The following is a 19,884-nucleotide window of genomic DNA, read 5'->3' as shown; positions in this document are numbered from 1 at the left end:
ATATCGTCTTGTTCACGAGACATTAGCGCAGCCCCTCCAACCAGCCATCGAGACTACTGAAGGCATCATTGAAGGTGCGATCCAGTTGCAGCGGGGTGATAGAAACATAACCCTGCATGACGGCATGGAAATCGGTGCCCGGGCCGCCATCCTCAGCATCCCCGGCGGCGGCGATCCAGTAACCGGACTTGCCGCGGGGGTCGACCACTTTCATGGGTGCCGCGGCCCGTGCGCGATGCCCGAGGCGGGTCAGCTGAATACCGCGAATATGGTCCAGCGGCAAATTGGGAATGTTCACATTCAGTACCGTGCGCGGCGGCAGGTCGAGATCGCCATGGGCTTCGACCAGCTTGCGTGCAAAGTAGGCGGCTGTGGGAAGGTTCTCTACTTGTCGTGAGACCAACGAGAAGGCAAACGAAGGGCGCTCAAGGAAACGCCCCTCAAGGGCTGCCGCCACGGTGCCGGAATACAACACATCATCGCCCAGGTTGGCGCCCAGGTTGATCCCCGAAACAACCATATCCGGTTCGCGCTCCAGCAAGCCGTTCAGGCCCAGGTGCACACAATCGGTGGGAGTGCCGTTCACGCTGATAAAGCCGTTGGCCAGAGTTTGCGGGTGCAACGGACGGTCGAGCGTCAGCGAGCTGCTGGCGCCGCTTTTGTCCTGGTCCGGGGCGATAACCACGCATTCGGTGTAATCCGCCAGCGCAGCATAAAGCGCGGCGAGACCGGGTGCGGTTACCCCATCGTCGTTAGAAATCAGAATACGCATGGGCTGTCCGTCTGCCCCACCGGCACCAGATCAACAAGCTCGCGCACCAATACGGTGGCAAAGCATCCGGCCGGGAGGACGAATTCCAGTTGCAGAATGTCAGGCTCGGGATAATGCCACGTCAACCCACCAATGGGCAGCCGCAGAATGCGACGTTCGTGGCTCATACCGGCGTTAATCAACCAATCACGCAAGTCCGCTTCGCGAGCGGCGATTTCCTGCTCCAGTACATGGACAACGCCGGTCGCCGGCGAGTCACCTTCGCCCCACTGCGGGCCTGTCGGATGCAGATCGAGTATCGCCAGTCGCGGGTCGTTGCATTCGGCCTCACCGGCTGGAAAGAAGCTGCGACTGTCGGTGAAGGCCAGCAGATCGCCGACCTGGGCCTGCTGCCAGGTACCATCAGCGACGCGTGCCGCCAACACCTGATTAAACAAAAAGCTGCGCGCGGTGGAGAGCAGACGCGAGCGCACGTTGCGCTGCTCAGGCAACGCTTTGCGCGCGGCCCAGGCACGGGCATCGACCACATTGCCGCCGTCGAAGCCGAAACGTTGGGCACCGAAATAATTGGGAATACCCTGCTTGGCGATCAGTTGCAGTCGCTGTTCAATCGCCGTTTTGTCGCCAGCAAATTGAGTCAGGCGCAAGGTGAAACCATTGGCCGAATGAGCGCCGCGTTGCAGCTTGCGCTTATGCCGACCGGTCTTGAGAATTTTCAGCGTGTCGTTTTCGGCGGCCGCCAAATCAGGATCAGCCTTGCCCGGCAGTTGCACGCTGAACCATTGGCGCGTCAGCGCCTGACGGTCCTTGAGCCCGGCATAACTGACGGTGCGCAATGGCACGCCCGCGGCCTTGGCGATACGCCGCGCCGCTTCCTCGGTATTCAGTCCGCGCTTTTCCACCCAGATCCACAAATGCTCGCCATCACCGCTGAGGGGGATATCGAGCACTTCATCGACCTGAAAATCTTCTGCCGTGGCTTTCAGAACCGCGGTACCAAGCGCCTCACCATAGGCCCGCGGGCCAAGCAATTGCGATTCGTTCATGCGCGCAGCAACAAGGCAACGGAGTGCACGGCAATGCCTTCTTCGCGCCCGACAAAGCCAAGCTTTTCGGTGGTGGTAGCTTTCACGTTCACTTGATCCAGTTCAATTTGAAGATCCGCGGCAATCAGCGCGCGCATCGATTCGATATGCGGGGCCATTTTTGGCGCTCTGGGCGACGATGGTGTTATCAACATTGCCGACTTTCCAGCCTTTGGCATGAATCAATGCGACGACATGACGCAACAGCACACGGCTGTCGGCGCCCTTGAAGGTCGGGTCGGTGTCCGGGAAATGCTTGCCGATATCACCCAGCGCGGCCGCGCCGAGCAAGGCATCGCTCAAGGCGTGCAGCAGGACGTCACCGTCGGAGTGAGCGAGCAGCCCGAAGCCGTGTGCAATGCGCACGCCGCCCAGAGTAATGAAATCGCCTTCAGCGAAACGGTGCACATCATAGCCGTGGCCAATACGCATAAAAAAACGCCCCGATTTTTGTCAGGGCGTGATTCTACCTGCTTTGTCGATCATTAGGCGCCTAGTGCACGCCCATGATGTTGCAAGTGATCGCCGATAAAACTGGCGATGAAGAAATAGCTGTGGTCATAGCCCGGTTGCAGGCGCAACGTCAGCGGATGACCGGCCAGTTTGGCCGCCTGTTGCAAGGCTTCAGGCTTGAGCTGGGTGGCAAGAAAATCATCGCGATCGCCTTGATCCACCAGCAGCGGCAACTGCTCGTCAGCCTCGGTAATCAATGCACAGGCATCCCATTCACGCCACTTCGAACGGTCTTCACCCAAATAACGACTGAAGGCTTTCTGACCCCATGGGCAATCCATGGATTGTTGATCGGCGAGAACGCCGACACCGATTGATAACGCCCCGGGCTGCGCAGCGCGCAGACCAGCGCGCCATGCCCCCCCATGGAGTGCCCGCTGATGCCACGCTTGTCCGATGCAGGGAAATGGGCTTCAACCAATGCCGGCAATTCCTGCACGACGTAGTCATGCATCCGATAGTGCCGCGACCATGGCTCCTGCGTGGCATTCAGATAAAACCCGGCACCCAGTCCGAAGTCCCAGGCCCCCTCCGGATCACCCGGCACATCCGGACCGCGCGGGCTGGTGTCCGGCGCCACAATAATCAGCCCCAACTCGGCGGCCATGCGCATGGCGCCGGCCTTTTGCATGAAGTTCTCGTCGGTGCAGGTCAGGCCGGACAACCAGTACAGCACCGGCAATTTGCCGCCCTGCTCCGCTTGCGGCGGCAGATACACGGCAAACACCATGTCGCAGCCGAGCACTTCCTGAACGGTGTCGATAGCGCTTGTGCCAGCCGCCGAAGCTTTTCTGGCAGGAGATATTTTCCAGGCTCATGACCGACCTCAGAAATGGATGACGGAACGGATGCTCTTGCCTTCATGCATCAGGTCGAACGCCTTGTTGATATCTTCCAGGCCCATGGTGTGGGTGATGAACGTGTCCAGCGGGATCTCACCGGTCTCGGCCATTTCAACGTAGCTTGGCAACTCGGTACGACCACGCACGCCGCCGAACGCCGAACCGCGCCAGACGCGACCGGTGACCAGCTGGAATGGACGGGTGGCAATTTCCTGACCGGCACCGGCAACGCCGATGATGACAGACTCACCCCAGCCCTTGTGGCAGCACTCAAGTGCCGCGCGCATCAGTTGCACATTGCCGATGCACTCGAAGGAAAAGTCGACGCCGCCATCGGTCATGTCGACGATGACGTCCTGAATCGGACGGTCGAAGTCTTTCGGGTTCACACAATCGGTTGCACCCAGCTGCTTGGCGATCTCGAATTTGGCCGGGTTGATGTCGATGGCGATGATCCGCGCAGCCTTGGCTTTTACGGCACCGATTACCGCCGACAAACCAATGCCGCCCAAGCCAAAAATGGCCACGGTATCACCCGGTTTCACCTTGGCCGTATTGAGTACTGCGCCGATGCCGGTGGTGACACCGCAGCCCAGCAGGCAGACCTTTTCCAGTGGCGCTTCTTTAGCAATTTTGGCGACGGAGATTTCCGGCAGCACGGTGTACTCGGAGAACGTCGAAGTCCCCATGTAGTGGAAAATCGGCCGGCCCTTGTAGGAAAAACGAGAAGTGCCGTCGGGCATCAGACCTTTGCCTTGAGTCGCGCGAATCGCCTGACACAAGTTGGTTTTGCCCGACAGGCAGAATTTGCATTGACGGCATTCGGGGGTGTACAGCGGGATCACATGATCGCCCACCGCCACCGAGGTCACGCCTTCGCCAATGGCTTCAACCACCGCGCCACCTTCGTGACCGAGGATCGACGGGAAGATACCTTCCGGATCAGCGCCGGACAGTGTGTAGGCATCGGTATGGCAGACACCGGAAGCCACCACCCGCACCAATACTTCACCGGCCTTGGGCATGGCGACATCGACTTCAACGATCTCGAGGGGTTTCTTGGCCTCGAAGGCAACGGCAGCGCGCGACTTGATCATGTGGGTTCTCCAGTGAATAAAAACGAGACAATGAGTGTAATACACCGTCGTTCGGTGAATAATCCGGACAAAAGCAAAACATTATTGCTACACAGGGATAATTCTAGGTGTCCGAGAATCGCTGGGAAGGTATCGACGAGTTCGTCGCCGTCGCCGAGTGCAGCCAGTTCACGGCTGCCGCCGAACGACTTGGGGTTTCTTCCTCCCATGTCAGTCGACAAATCGTACGCCTGGAAGAGCGCCTTCAGACACGACTGCTGTATCGCAGCACCCGCCGGGTCACGCTGACCGAAGCCGGGCAAACGTTTCTGCAGCATTGCCAGCGTTTGCAGGATGGTCGCGAAGAGGCGTTGCGCGCGGTGGGCGACCTGACCAGCGAGCCCAAGGGCATGTTGCGCATGACCTGCGCCGTGGCGTACGGCGAACGTTTTATCGTGCCGCTGGTGACGCGGTTCATGGGGCTTTATCCACAACTGCGTGTCGACATCGAACTGAGCAATCGCCCGCTCGATCTGGTGCATGAGGGCCTCGACCTGGCGATCCGCCTTGGCCGCTTGCAAGACTCCCGGCTGGTCGCCACTCGCCTGGCACCACGACGCATGTACCTGTGCGCATCGCCGTCCTATCTGGAGCGTTATGGTCGGCCACACAGCTTGTCGGAACTGAGCCGCCACAACTGCCTCATCGGCAGCTCGGACCTGTGGCAACTGGAACAGAACGGGCGGGAATTTTCGCAGCGGGTCCAGGGAAACTGGCGCTGCAACAGTGGGCAAGCGGTGCTGGATGCAGCGCTGCAAGGCGTAGGGTTGTGTCAGCTACCGGACTATTACGTGCTGGAGCACTTGAAAAGCGGCGCATTGATTTCGTTGCTGGACGCGCATCAACCACCGAATACCGCCGTATGGGCGCTTTATCCACAGCAACGGCATCTGTCGCCCAAAGTGCGCAAATTGGTGGATTACTTGAAGGAAGGGTTGGCCGAACGGCCGGAGTACGCGGCTTAGCGGCGATTGGCCCAACGCTGGCGCAGCCATTCAAGGTCTTCGGGACGAGTGACCTTGAGATTGTCGGATCGACCTTCTATCAACCGTGGCGCCATGCCCGCCCATTCCATGGCCGACGCTTCATCGGTGATGACCGCATCAGCGACGAGACTGTCCGCCAATGCCCGATGCAATGCGCCCAGACGAAACATCTGCGGCGTATAGGCTTGCCAGATCACACTGCGATCCACGGTTTCGACGACACGACCGTGCTTGTCGACCCGCTTGAGGGTGTCGCGTGCCGGCACCGCCAGCAGCCCGCCTACCGGATCATCGGCTAATTCACTCAGCAACTTGTCCAGATCATCACGATTCAGATTCGGCCGAGCAGCGTCGTGAACCAGCACCCAGTCTTCATCATCAGCACCCAGCGCATGCAAATGCAGCAAGGCATTAAGTACCGAACCGGAACGCTCGGAGCCCCCCTCAACCCGCTGAATACGCGGATCGCAAGCACTTGCAAGGTTCGGCCAATACGGATCATCAACAGCAAGACTGACCACCACCCCCTTCAGGCAGGGATGATCAAGGAAACAGCCGAGGCTGTGTTCGAGAATAGTGCGCCCGCCCAGTTGCAAGTATTGCTTGGGACGGTCTGCGGCCATACGGGCACCGACACCCGCGGCAGGGATCACGGCCCAGAAGGCCGGTAACGAGGTGTTCATTGAGCCAACTGGTAAAGGGTTTCACCGTCCTTGACCATGCCCAACTCATGGCGAGCCCGCTCTTCAACCGTCTCCATGCCTTTTTTCAGCTCGCTGACCTCGGCGTCCATGACCCGATTGCGTTCCAGCAACCCTTCGTTCTCAGCCTGTTGATCCGCGATCTGCTGAGTCAGCTCAGCCACTTGCGCCAGACTGCCATTACCTACCCACAGGCGGTATTGCAGGCCAGCCAGCAACAGGAGCAAGACGAGGAACAACCAATTGGGACTGCGCATCGAATATCAGGTTTCCAGTGAAAAAAGACAGCCATGCAAAAACTTTGAAGCTTCTGATAGCACGAAGCCTGGAAAATCCAGGCTTGTGCTTATAAGGCATCAGATTAGTGGCAAAAACGTCGCTGTAGCGATTTTTCCGACACAATCCGGTGTCTTTTTACCATTTAGCAATTAACCGCGGAACTCGCTGCGGCCATTGTATTTGGCTTTGCCATTCAACTGCTCTTCGATACGCAGCAGTTGGTTGTACTTGGAAACGCGGTCCGAACGGCACAGGGAACCGGTTTTGATCTGGCCAGCCGAAGTGCCCACAGCCAGGTCGGCAATGGTCGAGTCTTCGGTTTCGCCGGAACGGTGCGAGATCACAGCCGTGTAACCTGCAGCCTTGGCCATCTGGATGGCTTCCAGGGTTTCGGTCAGGGTGCCGATCTGGTTGAACTTGATCAGGATCGAGTTGGCGATCTTTTTATCGATGCCTTCTTTCAGGATCTTGGTGTTGGTCACGAACAGGTCGTCGCCCACCAGTTGAGTCTTCTCGCCGATCTTGTCGGTGAGGATCTTCCAGCCAGCCCAGTCGGACTCGTCCAGGCCGTCTTCGATCGAGATGATCGGGTAACGCTCGGTCAGGCCTTTCAGGTAGTCAGCGAAACCTTCAGCGGTGAACACCTGGCCTTCGCCGGACAGGTTGTACTTGCCGTCTTCGTAGAACTCGCTCGCAGCGCAGTCCAGGGCCAGGGTCACGTCGGTGCCCAGCTTGTAACCTGCGTTGGCCACGGCTTCGGAGATCACTTTCAAAGCGTCTTCGTTGGAAGCCAGGTTCGGTGCGAAACCACCTTCGTCACCGACAGCAGTGCTCAGGCCACGGGCCTTCAGAACAGCCTTGAGGTGATGGAAAATCTCGGTACCCATGCGCAGACCTTCCGAGAAAGACTTGGCGCCAACCGGCTGAACCATGAATTCCTGGATGTCGACGTTGTTATCGGCGTGCTCGCCACCGTTGATGATGTTCATCATCGGAACCGGCATCGAGTAAACACCCGGGGTACCGTTCAGGTTAGCGATGTGAGCGTACAGCGGCAGGTCCTGGTCCTGTGCTGCTGCCTTGGCCGCGGCCAGGGAAACGGCGAGGATCGCGTTAGCGCCCAGGGAGCCTTTGTTTTCGGTACCGTCGAGCTTGATCATCGCGTGATCCAGCGCTTTCTGGTCGCTTGGGTCCATGCCTTTCAACAGGTCGCGGATCGGACCGTTGATGTTGGCCACGGCCTTCAGAACGCCTTTGCCCAGGTAACGGCTCTTGTCGCCATCACGCAGCTCGAGTGCTTCACGCGAGCCAGTGGAAGCACCGGACGGCGCGCAGGCGCTGCCGATGATGCCGTTATCGAGAAGCACGTCCGCTTCCACGGTGGGATTGCCACGGGAGTCGAGAACTTCACGACCTTTGATGTCGACGATTTTTGCCATTGTTGTAAACACTCCAAAGTTGACGAAAACGCTGTAGGAGCACGGCTTGCCGGCGATGGAGCCCTCAAGGACGCCATCGCTGGCAAGCCATGCTCCTACAAGAGCAGTGCGGCCAGCGGGCCAGAGCATAAATTCGTGCGGTACTTTACCGGAGAATTGAGGTTTACGCGGTTTCTACCGTCGGAAAACTCTTCACCAGTTCGTCCAACGCTTTGAGCTGGGCCAGGAATGGCTCCAGTTTGTCCAGACGCAAGGCGCAAGGGCCGTCGCATTTGGCGTTGTCCGGGTCCGGGTGGGCTTCGAGGAACAGGCCGGCCAGCGACTGGCTCATGCCAGCCTTGGCCAGATCCGTCACCTGGGCACGACGACCACCGGCGGAATCGGAACGACCACCGGGCATTTGCAGCGCGTGAGTCACGTCGAAGAACACCGGGTATTCGAACTGCTTCATGATACCGAAGCCGAGCATGTCGACGACCAGGTTGTTGTAGCCGAAGCTCGAACCGCGCTCGCAAAGGATCAACTGATCGTTGCCCGCTTCCACGCACTTGCTGAGGATGTGTTTCATCTCATGCGGTGCGAGGAACTGGGCTTTCTTGATGTTGATCACCGCACCAGTCTTGGCCATCGCGACCACGAGGTCGGTCTGGCGCGACAGGAAGGCCGGCAGCTGGATGATGTCGCAGACTTCAGCGACGATCGCGGCCTGATCAGGCTCGTGGACATCGGTGATGATCGGCACACCGAAGGCTTGCTTGATGTCCTGGAAAATCCGCATGCCCTCTTCCAGGCCGGGGCCACGGTAAGAGGTCACGGAGGAACGGTTGGCCTTGTCAAAGCTGGCCTTGAACACGTAAGGGATGCCGAGTTTTTCGGTGACCTTTACGTACTCTTCGCAGACCTGCATCGCCATGTCGCGGCTTTCCAGCACGTTCATGCCACCGAAAAGCACCATTGGCTTGTCGTTGGCAATCTCGATATCGCCTACGCGGATGATCTTCTGCGCCATCGGATTTACGCCTTCTTCTGGTGTTGAATCAACGCTGCTTTAACGAAACCGCTGAACAACGGGTGACCGTCACGCGGTGTCGAGGTGAACTCAGGGTGGAACTGGCAAGCGACGAACCATGGATGATCCGGAGCCTCAACCACTTCAACCAGCGCACCATCACCGGAACGACCGGAGATTTTCAGGCCGGCTTCCATGATTTGCGGCAGCAGGTTGTTGTTCACTTCATAGCGGTGACGGTGACGCTCGACGATGACGTCTTTGGCGTAGCAGTCGTGTACCAGCGAACCCGGCTCCAGCAGGCAATCCTGAGCGCCGAGGCGCATGGTGCCGCCCAGATCGGACGATTCGGTACGGGTTTCGACCGCGCCGGTAGCATCTTCCCACTCGGTGATCAGGCCCACGACCGGATGGCCGCTGGCGCGATCGAATTCGGTGGAGTTGGCGTCTTTCCAGCCCAGCACGTTACGAGCGAACTCGATCACGGCCACTTGCATGCCCAGGCAGATGCCCAGGTACGGAACCTTGTTTTCGCGAGCGTATTGAACGGCGGTGATCTTGCCTTCCACGCCACGCAGACCGAAGCCGCCCGGTACGAGGATCGCGTCAACACCTTCGAGCAACGCAGTGCCCTGGTTTTCGATGTCTTCGGAATCGATGTAGCGCAGGTTGACCTTGGTGCGGTTGCTGATGCCGGCGTGACTCATCGCTTCGATCAGCGACTTGTAGGCGTCCAGCAGTTCCATGTACTTGCCGACCATCGCGATGGTGACTTCGTGTTCCGGGTTCAGCTTGGCGTCAACCACCGCTTCCCACTCGGACAGGTCAGCGCTGCCGCATTGCAGGCCGAAACGCTCGACCACGAAATCATCCAGGCCCTGGGAGTGCAGGATGCCCGGGATCTTGTAGATGGTGTCGGCGTCTTCCAGCGCGATCACCGCACGTTCTTCAACGTTGGTGAATTGCGCGATCTTGCGGCGCGAAGAGATGTCGATCGGGTGATCGGAGCGGCAAACCAGTACGTCTGGCTGCAGGCCAATGGAACGCAATTCCTTGACCGAGTGCTGGGTCGGCTTGGTTTTGGTTTCGCCGGCAGTAGCAATGTACGGCACCAGCGTCAGGTGCATCAGCATCGCGCGCTTGGCGCCGACTTCGAAACGCAATTGGCGGATCGCTTCCAGGAACGGTTGCGATTCGATGTCACCCACGGTGCCACCGATCTCGACCATCGCCACGTCGGCATCGCCGGCGCCCTTGATGATCCGGCGCTTGATTTCGTCGGTGATGTGCGGAATCACCTGGATGGTTGCACCCAGGTAGTCACCACGGCGCTCTTTGCGCAGCACGTGCTCGTAGACACGACCAGTGGTGAAGTTGTTGTTCTGGGTCATGGTCGTGCGGATGAACCGCTCGTAGTGGCCCAGGTCCAGGTCGGTCTCGGCGCCGTCGTGGGTGACGAACACTTCACCGTGCTGGAACGGGCTCATCGTGCCCGGGTCAACGTTGATGTACGGGTCCAGCTTCAGCATGGTGACCTTAAGTCCCCGCGCCTCCAGGATGGCCGCCAATGAAGCCGATGCAATGCCTTTCCCCAATGAAGAAACAACACCGCCCGTGACGAATATGTAGCGCGTCATGAAAAACCCTAGAAGTCTGCGTTAAAGCGGTCCGAGCCGCCGGGGAAAGCGAAGGAAGGCCGAAGCCCCCGATCACCTGCATTAATCACAGTGCACCTTTCAAAAAAACCGCCGCGTTGGGACAGACCGGCAGATGAAACACCGGTACGTTGCTCGCTACACATTTTTTGGAATCGCCCAGCAAAGACTGCTTGGTAATCGGCAACTCCTGCAATTCAGGCGAATCCACAGAAGTTGTATCAAGAAGGGAGCGTAGTCTACCGGAAAGCCCCTTTCAGCTCAAACCTTGATCTTCGCTCGGCGGTTGCCAATGCAAATGCCAGCCATCTTGCCCACTGCCATTCAAGCCCCGTACGTTGGCCACTGCCAGCAATTGCCCCTCGCGGTAGACCAGCGGCAATCTGCCACGGATGAAGCCCGGAACCCCGCGTTCATTGAACAAACGCTTGAGATCGCGATGACCGCGATCGGGCAAATTCATGACCTCGCCTCCCTGACGATAGCGGATTTGCAGCGAGCCATCGGGGATTTGCCCGGTGAGTGTGAGCACGCCGTTATCCGGCAATTCCAGCGGTGTCGAAGGATCCGGCCAATCCACGGCAGGCGGCGAATTGCGGAGCCAACAGCCCGAGAGCCACCAGATACGTCCAGCCGAACGATGCACTTCGCCATCGGCCAGCCGCCAGACCGGACGGGCATCACCGGTGGCATCACGCAAATTCTCCCAACCCGACCAATGGTCACTGTCCGGCAACCGCGTCAGTGCTGTGAGCCAGTGGCTCAGCGCGTTACGCTGGCGAGCGGCAGAGTGCCTTGCAAGGCAAGCCAGCTCCAGAGATTGCACGCCCAACCAGTCGAAGTCATGGGTTGTTGCCGCTTCGACCAGATCAATTTCTGCCAACTCATCCAGCAAAGCCTGCGCTTCACTCAAGTGAGCAGCGCTACGTGCCATCGTCACCGCCGCTTGCGGCCAGCGCTCGGTCAATACCGGAAACACCTGATGCCGCAGGTAATTGCGGGAGAACTGGCGATCCTGGTTCGAAGGGTCTTCGATCCAGCTCAGCCGGTGTTCGGTTGCGTAGGCTTCAAGTTCGGCGCGTGAGACATCCAGCAGCGGGCGCAGAAGATGTCCACGGCCCAAGACCCGCTCACGCGGCATTCCCGACAAACCTCTCACCCCGGCTCCGCGCAACAGTCGGAACAACAGGGTTTCAGCCTGATCGTCACGGTGCTGAGCGGTCAGCAGAATGTCCTCGGCATGAATCACCGCGCTGAACGCCCCATAACGAGCCTCACGGGCGGCGCGCTCGATACTGGCGCCAGGTTGAACCTGAACGCGAACCACCTGTAGCGACACACCGAGCGCATCACAGACCGACTGACAATGCTCCGGCCAGGCATCCGCCGCCGCTTGCAGGTCGTGATGAACATGAATGGCGCTGAGCGCCGGCAGGGATTCGGTTTTTGCCAGGTCGGCGAGAAGGTGCAGCAGGACGGTGGAGTCGAGACCACCGGAGAACGCGATGTGCCAGGTTGTGGCGTTGCGCCATGGAGCGAGTTGTTTGAGAAGCGTTGCACAAAGTGTCATTGACGCACCAAAACCTGTAGGAGCCGAGCTTGCTCGCGATGAATGTTAACGCGGTCGGTCTGTTAAACCGAGGCGTCCCAATCGCGGGCAAGCCTTGCTCCTACATGATGGAGGAGCGATCGATCAGAGACCGTAGCTCATCAGTCGCTCGTAACGACGGGCCAGCAGCGCATCATTGTCGAACTTCTTCAGCATCGCCAGTTGCGAGCTCAGTTCGGCGCGGATCGAAGCAGCCGCAGCGGCCGGATCACGATGAGCGCCGCCCAATGGCTCGCCGATCACTTTATCGACAATGCCCAGGCCCTTCAGACGCTCGGCAGTGATGCCCATGGCTTCAGCAGCGTCCGGCGCCTTCTCGGAAGTTTTCCACAGAATCGAGGCGCAACCTTCCGGCGAAATCACCGCATAGGTCGAGTATTGCAGCATGTTCAGCTGATCGCAGACACCGATCGCCAATGCACCACCAGAACCACCCTCACCGATCACGGTGGCGATGATTGGGGTTTTCAGGCGAGCCATGACGCGCAGGTTCCAGGCAATCGCTTCGCTCTGGTTGCGCTCTTCGGCGTCGATACCCGGGTAAGCACCCGGGGTGTCGATGAAGGTCAGGATCGGCATTTTGAAGCGTTCGGCCATTTCCATCAGGCGGCACGCCTTGCGGTAGCCTTCCGGACGCGGCATGCCGAAGTTGCGGCGAACCTTCTCGCGCACTTCGCGGCCTTTCTGGTGACCGATGATCATGACCGGCTGGTCGTCCAGACGGGCGATACCGCCAACGATGGCAGCGTCATCGGAGAAATGACGGTCACCGTGCAATTCATCGAACTCGGTGAAAATGTGTTCGATGTAGTCCAGGGTATACGGACGTTTCGGGTGACGCGCCAGGCGTGCGATCTGCCAGCTGGTCAGCTTGCCGAAGATGTCTTCGGTCAGCGTGCTGCTTTTGTCCTGCAGGCGGGAGATCTCATCGCCGATATTCAGCGAATTGTCGTTACCGACCAAGCGCAACTCTTCGATCTTGGCTTGCAGGTCGGCGATCGGCTGTTCGAAATCTAGAAAATTCGGGTTCATAGGCGTCCGTCTTGGGTCGACGTCCAAGAGAGCTTGGGCCGGCCGGTTGTCTATTCGCGCCCTACCTTAAGGGACAGGCGCGTTCAGGTCGAGATTAAAAATTCGGGTCGAGATCAGGGCACGTTCCAAGGGGGACGAATGGCACCTGACCGTCAACGGTATTGGAGGAAGACGTTGTCTCGCCCGAACTGGTCACGCAAGGCTTGAATCAACGCATCCGCCGGATCGATTCGCCAGGTCTCGCCAAACTGCAGCAAGGCCTTAGCATCGGGGCTCGTGTACTCCATGGTGATCAGGCATGCGCCGCGGTGACGCTTGAACAGTTCACCCAGCCAGCGTAGCTGATCACCCTTCAAATCCTTGGTTTGCAGCTTCAGGCGCAGGCTCTCGGCGAGGTTGGTGCGCGCATCTTCCATGCTCATCACCCGCTTGACCCGCAGCTTCAGGCCACCGGAGAAGTCGTCATTACTGACCTCTCCCTCGACCACCACCATCGCGTCCGTCTGCAACAGCGACTGCGCCGTATGGAACGCCTCGGCAAACAACGACGCCTCGATCCGACCGGAGCGGTCATCGAGGGTGATGAAGCCCATCTTGTCGCCTTTTTTGTTCTTCATAACCCGCAGGGCGATGATCATGCCGGCGACCGTTTGGGTATCGCGCGCAGGCTTCAAATCGATGATGCGCTGACGGGCAAAGCGACGGATTTCACCTTCGTATTCGTCAATCGGGTGGCCGGTCAGGTACAGGCCCAGGGTGTCTTTCTCCCCCTTCAACCGCTCCTTGAGGGTCAGTTCCTTGGCCTTGCGATGACTGGCGTAGACGTCCGCGTCTTCTTCGACAAACAGACCGCCAAACAGGTCGGCATGGCCGCTGTCCTGGGTGCGTGCGGTTTGTTCGGCGGCTTTGATCGCCCCTTCCATCGCGGCCAGCAAGATCGCACGATTCTGGTCGATACTCGCCTGATAAGCCTTCGGTTCGTCATGGAAACAAGGCCCCAGACGATCCAGCGCGCCACTGCGGATCAAACCGTCCAGGGTGCGCTTGTTGATACGCTTGAGATCGACACGGGCACAGAAGTCGAACAGATCCTTGAACGGACCGTCCTGGCGCGCCTCGGTGATCGCTTCCACCGGACCTTCGCCCACGCCCTTGATCGCCCCGAGGCCGTAAATAATCCGGCCTTCGTCATTCACCGTGAACTTGAACTCGGAGGCATTCACATCCGGCGCGTCGAGACGCAGCTTCATGGTGCGAATTTCTTCGATCAAGGTCACAACCTTGTCGGTGTTGTGCATGTCCGCCGACAGCACCGCCGCCATGAATGGCGCCGGGTAATGCGTTTTCAGCCACGCCGTCTGGTACGACACCAGGCCATACGCCGCGGAGTGGGATTTGTTGAAGCCGTAGCCGGCGAATTTTTCTACCAGGTCGAAAATGTTACCGGCAAGGTCAGCGTCGATGTTGTTGGTCGCGCAACCTTCAATGAAACCGCCGCGCTGCTTGGCCATTTCTTCCGGTTTTTTCTTACCCATGGCACGACGCAGCATGTCCGCACCGCCAAGGGTGTAACCGGCCATGACCTGGGCAATCTGCATCACCTGTTCCTGATACAGGATGATGCCGTAAGTCGGCGCCAGTACGGGCTTGAGGCCTTCGTACTGGTAATCCGAGTGCGGGTACGCGAGTTCGGCGCGACCGTGCTTACGGTTGATAAAGTCGTCCACCATGCCCGATTGCAGCGGGCCCGGACGGAACAGGGCCACCAGTGCGATCAAGTCTTCCAGGCAGTCGGGCTTGAGCTTTTTGATCAGCTCCTTCATGCCGCGGGATTCGAGCTGGAACACCGCCGTGGTTTCGGCTTTTTGCAGCAGTGTGTAGGTCGGCTTGTCGTCCAGCGGAATGAACGCAATGTCCAGCGGCGGTTCGTCGACCTTCGCGCGGTCGCGATTGATGGTCTTCAACGCCCAATCGATAACGGTCAGGGTCCGCAGGCCGAGGAAGTCGAACTTCACCAAACCGGCCGCTTCAACGTCATCCTTGTCGAACTGGGTCACCAGACCGTCACCGGCCTCATCGCAATAAATCGGCGAGAAGTCCGTCAGTTTGGTCGGCGCAATAACTACGCCACCGGCGTGTTTACCAACGTTACGCACAACGCCTTCGAGCTTGCGGGCCATCTCCCAGATTTCGGCGGCTTCTTCATCGACCTTGATGAAGTCACGCAGGATCTCTTCCTGCTCATAGGCCTTTTCCAGGGTCATGCCGACTTCGAACGGAATCATCTTCGACAGACGATCCGCCAGGCCGTAGGACTTGCCCTGCACCCGCGCCACGTCCCGGACCACAGCCTTGGCCGCCATGGAACCGAAGGTGATGATCTGGCTAACCGCATTGCGACCGTATTTCTCGGCCACGTATTCAATCACCCGATCGCGACCGTCCATGCAGAAGTCGACGTCGAAGTCGGGCATCGATACCCGTTCCGGGTTGAGGAAACGTTCGAACAGCAGGTCATATTCCAGCGGATCGAGGTCGGTGATCTTCTGTACATAGGCCACCAGCGACCCGGCACCCGACCCCCGGCCCGGACCTACCGGCACGCCGTTGCTCTTGGCCCACTGGATAAAGTCCATCACGATCAGGAAGTAACCGGGGAACCCCATCTGGATGATGATATCCAGCTCGAAATTCAGCCGGTCGACGTAGACCTGACGCTTGGCCTCGTAGTCTTCCGTGGTGTCTTTGGGCAGCAGAACGGTCAGGCGATCTTCCAGGCCATCGAACGACACTTTGCGGAAATATTCATCGATGGTCATGCCATCGGGAATCGGGAAGTTGGGCAGGAAGTGCTTGCCCAGCTTCACTTCGATGTTGCAGCGCTTGGCGATTTCGACGGTGTTTTCCAGCGCCTCGGGCAAGTCACTGAACAGCTCGGCCATTTCCTCGGCGCTTTTGAGGTATTGCTGATCGCTGTAATTCTTCGAACGTCGCGGATCGTCGAGGGCGCGGCCCTCACCGATGCACACGCGGGTTTCGTGAGCGGCGAAGTCTTCCTGCTTGATGAAACGCACATCGTTGGTTGCGACCAGTGGCGCGCCGATTTTCTCGGCCAGGGCCACGGCACCGTGCAGCTGCTCTTCATCGTTGGGGCGATTGGTGCGCTGGATTTCCAGGTAGAAACGATCCGGGAACACCGCCATCCATTCGCGCGCGAGGTTTTCCGCTTCAGCCGGGTTGCCACTGAGCATGGCCAGGCCGATTTCGCCCTCTTTCGCCGCCGACAGCATGATCAAGCCTTCGCTGGCTTCGGCGACCCATTCGCGCTCGATGATCACCGAGCCATTGCGCTGGCCGTCGATGAAACCACGGGAAATCAGTTCGGTCAGGTTGCGATAGCCGACAGCGTTCATGGCCAGCAGACTGATCCGGCTCAGGGCGTTGTCCGGGTCCTTGTTCGACAGCCACAAGTCGGCGCCGCAGATCGGCTTGATCCCGGCACCCATGGCGGCTTTGTAGAATTTGACCAGGGAACACATGTTGTTCTGGTCGGTGACCGCTACGGCAGGCATGTTCATGCCGACCAGGGTCTTGACCAGCGGTTTGATCCGCACCAGACCGTCGACCAGGGAATATTCAGTGTGCAGGCGTAGGTGAACGAATGAAGCCGGCATAGTGATCCTGTCTAGAAACGTGAAGACAACAAGGCCCGGATTGTACCGGGCCTTGAGTAAAACATCAGCCTTGCGACTAACTCTCGATCAGACTTTCCCGCGCCTCGTACGCCAGGCGCACCGGGGCGAACGAGCGGCGGTGAATCGGCGTTGGCCCCAAGCGGGCCAGCGCTTCCAGATGAACGGGGGTCGGATAGCCTTTGTGCCCGCCGATGCCGTAACCCGGGTAAATCAACTCAAAGGCTGCCATTTCGCGGTCGCGGCTGACCTTGGCCAGAATCGATGCCGCGGCAATGGCTGGCACCTTGCCGTCGCCCTGCACCACCGCTTCAGCGCGCATCGACAGTTTCGGGCAACGATTGCCGTCGATCATGGCCAGTTTCGGCTGGATGTGCAGACCTTCGATCGCGCGCTGCATCGCCAGCATGGTGGCGTGCAGGATGTTCAGCTCGTCGATTTCCTCGACTTCGGCCCGGGCGATGCACCAGCTCAGGGCTTTTTCGCAGATTTCGTCGAAGAGCTTTTCGCGACGGGCTTCGGTGAGTTTTTTCGAATCGTTCAGACCAAGGATCGGACGGTTCGGATCGAGGATCACCGCAGCCGTGACCACTGCACCGCAGAGCGGGCCGCGACCGACTTCGTCGACACCGGCCACGAGGTCTTCGACTTCGGCGACCAGGGTGAAGTCCAGGCCCATCTGTGTGCTGGTTTTGCTCATTGTGTTTTGCCGATCAAGTTCAGTACTGCATCCGCCGCCTGATTGGAGGCGTCCAGACGCAAGGTGCGGTGAATTTCGTCGAAGCCGCGAGTCTGTTCCTCGCCGCCTTCGATCAGAGGGGACAGCGTTTGCGCCAGCGCTTCGACTGTCGCGTCGTCTTGCAGCAACTCAGGCACCAACAGGCGCTGGGCCAAGAGGTTCGGCAAAGACACGTAAGGGCTTTTCACCATCCGCTTGAGGATCCAGAACGTCAGCGGCGCCAGACGATAAGCCACCACCATCGGTCGCTTGTAGAGCAACGCTTCCAGCGTAGCGGTCCCGGAGGCAATCAGCACCGCATCACAAGCGGCCAGGGCCAGATGGGATTTGCCGTCAAGCAAGGTCAGCGGCAGATCGCGACCGGCCAACAGCTCTTCAAGCTGCGCGCGCCGTTCAGGGTTGGCGCATGGCATGACAAAGCGCACACCTGGGCGCATGGCCCGCAAACGCTGGGCAGTATCAAGGAACAAGGCGCCGAGACGGCCCACTTCACCGCCACGACTGCCGGGCATCAACGCGACCAGAGGTCCCTCTGGCAATCCGAGCTCAGCCCGCGCGGCAGCCCTATCGGCCTCCAGCGGGATCGCATCGGCCAGGGAGTGCCCGACAAAACGCACCGGCACGCCCTTCTCTTCATAGAATTTCGCTTCGAACGGAAACAGCGTCAGCATCAGGTCGCAGCCTTCGCGGATCTTCAGCACGCGCTTCTGACGCCATGCCCACACCGACGGGCTGACGTAATGCACGGTCTTGATCCCGGCCTGACGCAGCTTGAGTTCGATATTGAGGTTGAAGTCCGGAGCATCGATACCGATGAACACGTCCGGCTTCTCAGCGATCAGGTCGGCGATCAGCTTCTTGCGACGCGCCAGCAGCTCACGCAACCGTCCCAGCACTTCCACCAGGCCCATGACCGAAAGCCGTTCCATGGGGAAGTATGAGGTCAGCCCCTCGGCCTGCATCAACGGACCACCGACACCGATGAATTCCACCGCCGGATGTCGAGCCTTGAGTGCGCGCATGAGGCCTGCGCCCAGAATGTCGCCGGAAGCCTCACCCGCTACCAGCGCAATACGCAGATTAGCCATGATTAACGAGTAATGCCGCGGGTCGAAGACTGGATGGAATCACGGAACACCGCGACTTCCGGGAACTGATCCGAAGGTTCGGCCAGTTCGGCAAGCGCTTGCTCGACGGTCAGGCCCTGGCGATAAACCACCTTATAGGCGCGGCGCAGCGCGTGGATCGCGTCTTCACTGAAACCGCGGCGACGCATGCCTTCGAAGTTCATGCTGCGGGCTTCAGCGGGGTTGCCAAACACGGTGACGTACGCTGGAACGTCCTTGCCGATGGCTGTACCCATACCGGAAAAGCTGTGGGCACCAATGTGGCAATACTGGTGAACCAGGGTAAAACCGGAGAGGATCGCCCAATCTTCAACGTGTACATGGCCAGCCAACGCGGTGTTGTTGACCAGGATGCAGTGGTTGCCGATGACGCTGTCGTGGCCGATGTGGGCATAGGCCATGATCAGGTTGTGATCACCCAGGGTCGTTTCCGAACGGTCTTGAACGGTCCCGCGGTGAATCGTCACGCCTTCACGGATGACGTTGTGGTCACCGATGACCAGACGGGTTTCTTCGCCTTTGTATTTCAGATCGGGCGTGTCCTCACCTACCGAAGAAAACTGGTAGATGCGGTTGTGCTTACCGATACGGGTCGGGCCTTTGAGAATCACGTGCGGCCCGATCACTGTCCCCTCGCCGATTTCCACACCTGCGCCGACGATCGACCATGGGCCGACCTCAACGTCGTCGGCCAGTACAGCCGTCGGATCGATGATTGCGCGAGGGTCAATCAAACTCATAGTTTGCGTTCCGCACAGATAATTTCAGCAGAGCAGACTGGCTTGCCGTCGACCGAAGCCTGGCATTCGAACTTCCAGATCTGACGCTTGCAGCTCAGGAACTTGGCTTCAAGGATCAACTGATCGCCCGGCAGCACAGGCTGGCGGAAGCGCAGCTTGTCGGAGCCGACGAAGTAGTAAAGGGTGCCGTCCGCCGGTTTCACGTCGAGCATTTTGAAACCAAGGATCCCGGCAGCCTGAGCCATCGCTTCGATGATCAATACGCCCGGCATGATTGGATGCGCAGGGAAGTGACCATTGAAGAACGGTTCGTTGATGCTGACATTCTTGTAGGCGCGAATGCGCTTGCCTTCCACATCCAGATCCACAACCCGGTCCACCAGCAGGAACGGGTAACGGTGAGGCAGGTATTCGCGAATCTCGTTGATGTCCATCATTTCGGGGGGAAGCCTATGTAAAGATTGGGAACGCACGAGTGACGCGCGCTCCTCTAGCAAATCAAGGAGGCAGTCTAACGGCTGTGCACAC

The 19,884-nt window shown here is 59.1% G+C and carries 16 protein-coding genes and 2 pseudogenes; 1 reads left to right on the top strand and 17 read right to left on the bottom strand.

The features are described from left to right. Window positions 1-22: 22 nt before the first annotated feature. The 5 genes and pseudogenes from surE to AB4N76_RS19930 all read right to left on the bottom strand — a co-directional run bounded on the left by surE (window position 23) and on the right by AB4N76_RS19930 (window position 4,309). On the bottom strand, window positions 23-772 hold the full coding sequence (gene surE, locus AB4N76_RS19950; RefSeq protein WP_046029231.1) for a 5'/3'-nucleotidase SurE: 750 nt from the start codon (window positions 770-772) through the stop codon (window positions 23-25). Further along, window positions 760-1,818 carry a tRNA pseudouridine(13) synthase TruD gene (gene truD, locus AB4N76_RS19945; protein WP_046029229.1) on the bottom strand — a complete coding sequence of 353 codons (1,059 nt, stop codon included), beginning with the start codon at window positions 1,816-1,818 and terminating at the stop codon, window positions 760-762. The genes surE and truD overlap by 13 nt, the downstream gene beginning before the upstream one ends. After that, window positions 1,815-2,289, bottom strand: a pseudogene (gene ispF / locus AB4N76_RS19940) (2-C-methyl-D-erythritol 2,4-cyclodiphosphate synthase). Before ispF ends, truD begins: the two are co-directional and overlap by 4 nt. Before the next feature lie 53 nt (window positions 2,290-2,342). After that, window positions 2,343-3,188: pseudogene (gene fghA, locus AB4N76_RS19935) on the bottom strand (S-formylglutathione hydrolase). 8 nt (window positions 3,189-3,196) lie between these two features. Next, window positions 3,197-4,309: an S-(hydroxymethyl)glutathione dehydrogenase/class III alcohol dehydrogenase gene (locus tag AB4N76_RS19930; RefSeq protein WP_460163423.1), complete on the bottom strand. Its 1,113-nt coding sequence runs from the start codon at window positions 4,307-4,309 to the stop codon at window positions 3,197-3,199. 107 nt (window positions 4,310-4,416) lie between these two features. On the opposite strand from AB4N76_RS19930, the gene AB4N76_RS19925 reads away from it, so the two are divergent. After that, window positions 4,417-5,313 (top strand): LysR substrate-binding domain-containing protein, encoded by an 897-nt coding sequence (locus AB4N76_RS19925; protein WP_046029220.1) that lies wholly within the window; start codon window positions 4,417-4,419, stop codon window positions 5,311-5,313. Here the strand turns inward: AB4N76_RS19925 and ispD are convergent. The 12 genes from ispD to fabZ form a co-directional block, all read right to left on the bottom strand. Then, on the bottom strand, window positions 5,310-6,017 hold the full coding sequence (ispD, locus tag AB4N76_RS19920) for a 2-C-methyl-D-erythritol 4-phosphate cytidylyltransferase (RefSeq protein ID WP_046029218.1): 708 nt from the start codon (window positions 6,015-6,017) through the stop codon (window positions 5,310-5,312). The genes AB4N76_RS19925 and ispD overlap by 4 nt on opposite strands. Next, on the bottom strand, window positions 6,014-6,292 hold the full coding sequence (gene ftsB, locus AB4N76_RS19915; protein WP_046029215.1) for a cell division protein FtsB: 279 nt from the start codon (window positions 6,290-6,292) through the stop codon (window positions 6,014-6,016). Before ftsB ends, ispD begins: the two co-directional genes overlap by 4 nt. A gap of 171 nt (window positions 6,293-6,463) precedes the next feature. Further along, entirely contained in the window at window positions 6,464-7,753 is a 1,290-nt protein-coding gene (eno, locus tag AB4N76_RS19910) for a phosphopyruvate hydratase (RefSeq protein ID WP_046029212.1), read from the bottom strand. A gap of 163 nt (window positions 7,754-7,916) precedes the next feature. Next, a complete protein-coding gene (kdsA, locus tag AB4N76_RS19905) occupies window positions 7,917-8,762 on the bottom strand; it encodes a 3-deoxy-8-phosphooctulonate synthase (protein WP_046029210.1) in 846 nt (281 codons plus the stop codon). A gap of 5 nt (window positions 8,763-8,767) precedes the next feature. Continuing rightward, window positions 8,768-10,399 (bottom strand): CTP synthase, encoded by a 1,632-nt coding sequence (locus AB4N76_RS19900; protein ID WP_046029209.1) that lies wholly within the window; start codon window positions 10,397-10,399, stop codon window positions 8,768-8,770. A 274-nt stretch (window positions 10,400-10,673) separates the two neighbouring features. Then, on the bottom strand, window positions 10,674-11,987 hold the full coding sequence (gene tilS / locus AB4N76_RS19895) for a tRNA lysidine(34) synthetase TilS (protein ID WP_460163422.1): 1,314 nt from the start codon (window positions 11,985-11,987) through the stop codon (window positions 10,674-10,676). Window positions 11,988-12,110: 123 nt separating this feature from the next. Continuing rightward, window positions 12,111-13,058: an acetyl-CoA carboxylase carboxyltransferase subunit alpha gene (locus AB4N76_RS19890; RefSeq protein ID WP_460163421.1), complete on the bottom strand. Its 948-nt coding sequence runs from the start codon at window positions 13,056-13,058 to the stop codon at window positions 12,111-12,113. A gap of 152 nt (window positions 13,059-13,210) precedes the next feature. Continuing rightward, a complete protein-coding gene (gene dnaE, locus AB4N76_RS19885) occupies window positions 13,211-16,732 on the bottom strand; it encodes a DNA polymerase III subunit alpha (RefSeq protein ID WP_460163420.1) in 3,522 nt (1,173 codons plus the stop codon). 76 nt (window positions 16,733-16,808) lie between these two features. After that, window positions 16,809-17,450 carry a ribonuclease HII gene (gene rnhB / locus AB4N76_RS19880; RefSeq protein ID WP_460163419.1) on the bottom strand — a complete coding sequence of 214 codons (642 nt, stop codon included), beginning with the start codon at window positions 17,448-17,450 and terminating at the stop codon, window positions 16,809-16,811. Further along, window positions 17,447-18,577 (bottom strand): lipid-A-disaccharide synthase, encoded by a 1,131-nt coding sequence (gene lpxB / locus AB4N76_RS19875; RefSeq protein ID WP_460163418.1) that lies wholly within the window; start codon window positions 18,575-18,577, stop codon window positions 17,447-17,449. The genes rnhB and lpxB overlap by 4 nt, the downstream gene beginning before the upstream one ends. A gap of 2 nt (window positions 18,578-18,579) precedes the next feature. After that, the gene (lpxA, locus tag AB4N76_RS19870; RefSeq protein ID WP_046029200.1) at window positions 18,580-19,356 is read right to left on the bottom strand and encodes an acyl-ACP--UDP-N-acetylglucosamine O-acyltransferase; all 777 of its coding nucleotides are present in this window, start codon (window positions 19,354-19,356) and stop codon (window positions 18,580-18,582) included. After that, window positions 19,353-19,793 carry a 3-hydroxyacyl-ACP dehydratase FabZ gene (gene fabZ, locus AB4N76_RS19865; protein WP_007907157.1) on the bottom strand — a complete coding sequence of 147 codons (441 nt, stop codon included), beginning with the start codon at window positions 19,791-19,793 and terminating at the stop codon, window positions 19,353-19,355. The genes lpxA and fabZ overlap by 4 nt, the downstream gene beginning before the upstream one ends. Window positions 19,794-19,884 lie beyond the last annotated feature (91 nt).

It is taken from the genome of Pseudomonas sp. S2_F03, from assembly GCF_054668335.1.
The sequence above is the reverse complement of the archived record's forward strand: the minus strand, read 5'-3'. Positions and strand labels throughout refer to the sequence as shown.